Raw genomic sequence first — 3,843 nt, forward strand, 5'->3', positions numbered from 1 at the left:
CTCACCCTCCAGGCGTTCTGACGGACGCGGGGACTCAGCCCGCGACGACCTGCGACAGCTCCGCCTCCAGGGCCAGGACGACGCCGGCCGGCGGGAAGGTGAGGCGCACGGCGCCGCCGAAGCTGTGGGCGAGGCTGCGCTCGATCAGGCGGGAGCCGAATCCGACCCGGGTCGGCGGGCCGCCCGTGGCGCCGCCGACCCGGGTCGGATTCGGCTCCCGCCTGATCGAGCGCAGCCTCGCCCACAGCTTCGGCGGCGCCGTGCGCCTCACCTTCCCGCCGGCCGGCGTCGTCCTGGCCCTGGAGGCGGAGCTGTCGCAGGTCGTCGCGGGCTGAGTCCCCGCGTCCGTCAGAACGCCTGGAGGGTGAGTTCGGTGTGCTCGACGCTCGGCGGCCCCTCGAAGCAGGGGGAGACGATGGCGCGATAATCCTTCCAGGCCTGCGACCCGGTGAAGTCCTGGGTGTGCGCCTCCAGGGTCTCCCACTCGATCATCAGGCGGTAGCGCTGGGGCTTCTCCACCGAGCGCCGCACCTGGAAGCTGTGGCAGCCCTTGGCGGCCCGGAAGATCTCGGCGGCCCGGGCGATGCCGGCCTCGAACTCGGATTCGGAGCCGGGCTTCACGTCGATCTGCGCGATTTCGAGGATCATGGGGAGGCGTCCTATTGCAGGGTGCGGCCGAGCTTGTGCGCCAGGATGCGCTGCGGGCTCTTGTCCGGGTGGGCCTGGGCGGAGACGGGCAGGTAGGCGGTCTGTTCCAGCATGTAGCGGCCGCCCATGGCCCCGTGCATGACGAGGTCGGAGAACGTCACCCAGGTCTGGCCGGGATAGAACTCCACGTTCGCCTGGGGGGCGCTGGCCTGGTAGGCCTCGTCCTGCTTGAGGGCGTCGTGCAGGTGCAGCATCAGGTGGTCGTACTCGGAGCGCCGTGCCTTGGTGATGCGGAGCGCCGCCATGAGGCGGGCCGAGAGGGGCGAGTAGCCGGGCAGGCGCGGCAGGAACTTCTCCGCCATCGAGCCGAAATCCTCGCCCACCCGCCAGCGGCGGGGCTGCCCGTCCGGGTTGATGTTGCGGAACACCCGCAGGATGCGCTTCTCGCCGATCGGGTTCGAGGGGAAGGCGTCGACGTGCAGGCGGGTGTCGTCGCGCCGCCAGCTCAGCTTGCGCCGGTCCACGTCGAAGGGCCGGTAGGAGGTGCCGGCCAGCGTGACCGCGCGGGTGTATTCCGGCAGGTAGCGGTCGACCAGGGCGCGGGCGAACTGGCGGTAGCGGATCAGCACCTGGCGCAGGGCCTCCTGCTCCTCCGGCGTGCCGGCGGCGCCGCGCAGATGCGCGGCCTCGCCGCGGATGTTGACGTTCTTGGCCTTGCCGTCGGCGAAGGGGCGGTCGGTGAAGCGCTGCTCGAAGTCGCTGAACGGGAAGTCGAGGTCGGGGAACATCAGCACCGCCCCGCCTTCCAGCGCCTCGGCGAGCGCGCCGCTCTCGGTCGGGCGCTCGCGGGGAACGGTGAGGATCGGGCTGATCATGCTGGCGAAAATTCCCTGCCGCGCCGACGATCCGCGTCTGTAGCCGAGGCGCCCGCAGGACGCCAGACGGCGCGCATTTCCGGTGGATGACAGGGTCCGCCCGCCGTCACGGGCCCGGTGCTGCTTGCGCAACCGGTTCCACATCTTGCACGTTCTTACGATGTTCCGGGCCGTCGCCCGGCCGGCCGAGGACGTTGCCCATGGCGACCCTGAAGGAATTCGAGGAGTCCCTGCGCGAGCACGGCATGAACATGGCGCTCGCCCTCCTGGAGCGCCTGCGCGAGCGCGACCGCGCCACCCGGACCGTCAAGCCTGCCCGGCGCCTCACCGGCCAGAAGATGACGCCGGAGCTTGCCCGCGCCATCCTGGACCTGCACGCCTCCACCGGCATGACCCAGCAGGAGATCGCCTTCAAGGTCGGGGTCAACCAGGGCCGGGTCAACGAGGTGATCAAGCACGGCAAGTGGCTGACCGACGATCCCCACGCCCCCGAGGCCGTGGCCCGCGACAAGGCCGTCGCCCGGCTGCGGGCCGAGCCGAGGCCGCGCAAGGCGGCCGCTGCCCCCCGCAAGGAGCGCAAGGCACCGGCACCTCGCCGCAGCAATCAGGGCCAGTTGGCGCTGGGCGACCTCTGAGAGATTATCGCGACGCGCGTTTCCCTCCCCCGCAGAGGGGGGAGGGAAACGCGCGGATCAGGATCTGCTCCGGATCTCGGTACTTTCGGACACGGCTGTCTTGCGTTCGGCCGCGACTGACCCAATCACAAAAAAACGCCCCGGCCGCTGGCCGGGGCGCTCCATCACGCATTCACGTTGGCCGGTGTCAGGCCGCCTGCTGCACCGCGCCCTCGATCACCGGGGCCGGCGCGGTGCGGCCGGTGGCGATCTGGATCTGGCGGGGCTTCTTCGCCTCCGGGATCTCGCGGACGAGATCGATGTGGAGGAGGCCGTTCTCCAGGGCCGCACCGGTCACCTGGACGTAGTCGGCGAGCTGGAACCGGCGCTCGAAACCGCGGGCGGCGATGCCCTGGTGCAGCACCTCGGCGCGGTTGGTCGGATCGGCCTTGCGCTCGCCCTTGAGCGTCAGCGCGTTCTCACGGACCTCGATCGCGAGATCGGCCTCCGTGAAGCCGGCGACCGCGACCGTGATGCGGTAGGCGTTCTCGCCGGTGCGCTCGATATTGTAGGGCGGGTAGCTCGGCACGGCGTCGGCGGCCACGAACTGGTCGAGGGCCGAGAAAAGCCGGTCGAAGCCGACGGTGGAACGGTAGAGGGGAGCGAGATCGAACTGGCGCATGACATATCCTCGTCGTGAGCAACATGCTTCAATGGTCCGCCCGAGGGCCGGACCGGTCTCGTGCCGCCATCAGGCCGGCACCGACTGGATATCGGAGCGCCCGAAATGCGCTGCAAGGGCGATAAGCTTGCCGGTCCTGAAAAAATCGCACCCCTCTGCTTGAGACGCCGCCCCGATGCTGACCCTGAGCGACACGCCCGGCAATCCCGCCCCACCCGGCGCCACCCTGGTCCCCGTGCGGACCGCGGACGGCCTGACGCTACGCGCCGCCCACTGGCGCCCGACGACGCGGGGCTGCAAGGGCACGGTCTGCCTGCTCCAGGGGCGGGCCGAGTTCATCGAGAAGTACTACGAGACCATCGCTGAACTGCGCGCCCGGGGCTTTGCCGTCGTCGCCTTCGACTGGCGTGGGCAGGGCGAATCGGGCCGCCAGGTGGACGATCCCCACAAGGGCCACGTCGCCCGCTTCGACGATTATCGCCTCGACCTGACGGCGATCGAGGAGGCGGTGCTGCTGCCCCTGATGCCCGACCCACACCTCGGCCTCGCCCATTCGATGGGCGGTTGCGTCGCGCTCATCGGAGCCCTGGAGGGCTGGCTGCCCTTCCGTCGCATCGTCACCGTGGCGCCGATGCTCTCGATCCGGATGGTGAAGTGGCCGGGGCTGGCCTCCCTGCTGTCGCGGGCCCTGCACCGCCTCGGCCTCGGCCGCCGCTACATCCTGGCCGGCGGGCCGGTCTCGATCGCCACCAAACCCTTCCGCAACAACCGGCTCTCCCGTGATCCCCGGCGCTACGCCCGCAACGCCACCGCCGCCACCGCCGTGGGAGCAGGTGCCGTCGGCGATCCGACCATCGCCTGGACGGCCGCCGCCTTCCGGGCGATGGCGCGCCTGCGCGACCCCCGTGCGCCTTCGCGCAACACGGTGCCGACCCTGATCGTGGCGGCCGGCGACGACCCGGTCTGCGGCACCCCGGCGGCCGAGCGCTACGCCGCCCTTAAGGCGGGCGGCGTAGCGCTCGGC

General features: G+C 71.0%; 6 protein-coding genes. 3 read left to right on the forward strand and 3 right to left on the reverse strand.

Translation table 11 applies throughout. The features are described from left to right. Positions 1 to 185: 185 nt before the first annotated feature. Entirely contained in the window at positions 186 to 335 is a 150-nt protein-coding gene (locus tag COGEMETH_RS22550; RefSeq protein ID WP_238184935.1) for a hypothetical protein, read from the forward strand. Positions 336 to 348: 13 nt separating this feature from the next. Here COGEMETH_RS22550 and COGEMETH_RS22555 read toward each other — a convergent pair whose 3' ends face one another. Further along, complete coding sequence (locus tag COGEMETH_RS22555) at positions 349 to 648, reverse strand: antibiotic biosynthesis monooxygenase family protein (RefSeq protein WP_238184936.1); 300 nt, start codon at positions 646 to 648, stop codon at positions 349 to 351. An 11-nt stretch (positions 649 to 659) separates the two neighbouring features. Beyond that, complete coding sequence (kdoO, locus tag COGEMETH_RS22560; protein ID WP_238184937.1) at positions 660 to 1,523, reverse strand: Kdo hydroxylase KdoO; 864 nt, start codon at positions 1,521 to 1,523, stop codon at positions 660 to 662. Positions 1,524 to 1,723: 200 nt separating this feature from the next. Between kdoO and COGEMETH_RS22565 the strand changes: the two genes are divergently transcribed. Beyond that, the gene (locus COGEMETH_RS22565) at positions 1,724 to 2,158 is read left to right on the forward strand and encodes an RNA polymerase subunit sigma-70 (protein ID WP_238184938.1); all 435 of its coding nucleotides are present in this window, start codon (positions 1,724 to 1,726) and stop codon (positions 2,156 to 2,158) included. Positions 2,159 to 2,345: 187 nt separating this feature from the next. Here the strand turns inward: COGEMETH_RS22565 and COGEMETH_RS22570 are convergent, their stop codons facing one another. Beyond that, positions 2,346 to 2,819, reverse strand: coding sequence for an Hsp20 family protein (locus COGEMETH_RS22570; protein ID WP_238184939.1), 474 nt, complete (start codon positions 2,817 to 2,819; stop codon positions 2,346 to 2,348). A gap of 175 nt (positions 2,820 to 2,994) precedes the next feature. On the opposite strand from COGEMETH_RS22570, the gene COGEMETH_RS22575 reads away from it, so the two are divergent. Then, a partial coding sequence (locus COGEMETH_RS22575; protein WP_238184940.1) for an alpha/beta fold hydrolase occupies positions 2,995 to 3,843 on the forward strand: 849 nt, incomplete at its 3' end.

The organism is Methylobacterium trifolii (assembly GCF_022179685.1).
Classification (GTDB): Bacteria; Pseudomonadota; Alphaproteobacteria; order Rhizobiales; family Beijerinckiaceae; genus Methylobacterium; species Methylobacterium trifolii.